1 protein-coding gene is annotated in these 427 nt (G+C 71.7%); it reads right to left on the bottom strand.

The window, feature by feature from the left end; genetic code table 11:
- Positions 1-355: hypothetical protein (locus I6F37_RS46645; RefSeq protein WP_368736830.1), on the bottom strand; the 355-nt coding region annotated here is incomplete at its 3' end.
- Between the last annotated feature and the right edge of the window lie 72 nt (positions 356-427).

Below are 427 nucleotides of genomic sequence, written 5' to 3'. Positions count from 1 at the left end.
CACCAGCACCTCGCCGGCGTCGACATCGGCCGGAGCGCAGTGGCCGACCTTGCGCAGAGCGCCGTCGATCAGTGCGACCTGCTCCGGTGTCACCAGTCCATCGCGTTGCGCCCGGGCGAGGTGGCCGCGGATCGGCGGCAGGGGCTCTCCGAGCTGGGAATGTCGTTCGGCGAGGTGTTTCGGCGGCGCGGACCCGCCGGGACGCATCCCCGGCCGAGATGCGCAGACCGGACACGAGCACCCCGACCATGGATCGTTCCGACAGGGTGCCCGGGGCGCCCTGCTCGCTCCCGTGCTGGATGAGGGTCCCGTCGACCACGGGGAGCCTGTTGCGGACCCGCTCCAGGTGTCGCAGGACCTCGACCAGCCCGAAGGCGCCGAGGTCGGTGTGGGCTCCGTCGTCGACGAGCTTGATCAGGTGCTCGAC

It is taken from the genome of Bradyrhizobium sp. NBAIM08 (assembly GCF_020193935.1).
In the GTDB taxonomy this organism is placed as follows: Bacteria; Pseudomonadota; Alphaproteobacteria; order Rhizobiales; family Xanthobacteraceae; genus Bradyrhizobium; species Bradyrhizobium yuanmingense.
Note: the sequence above shows the minus strand (reverse complement) of the source record. Positions and strands in the feature narration are given on the sequence as shown.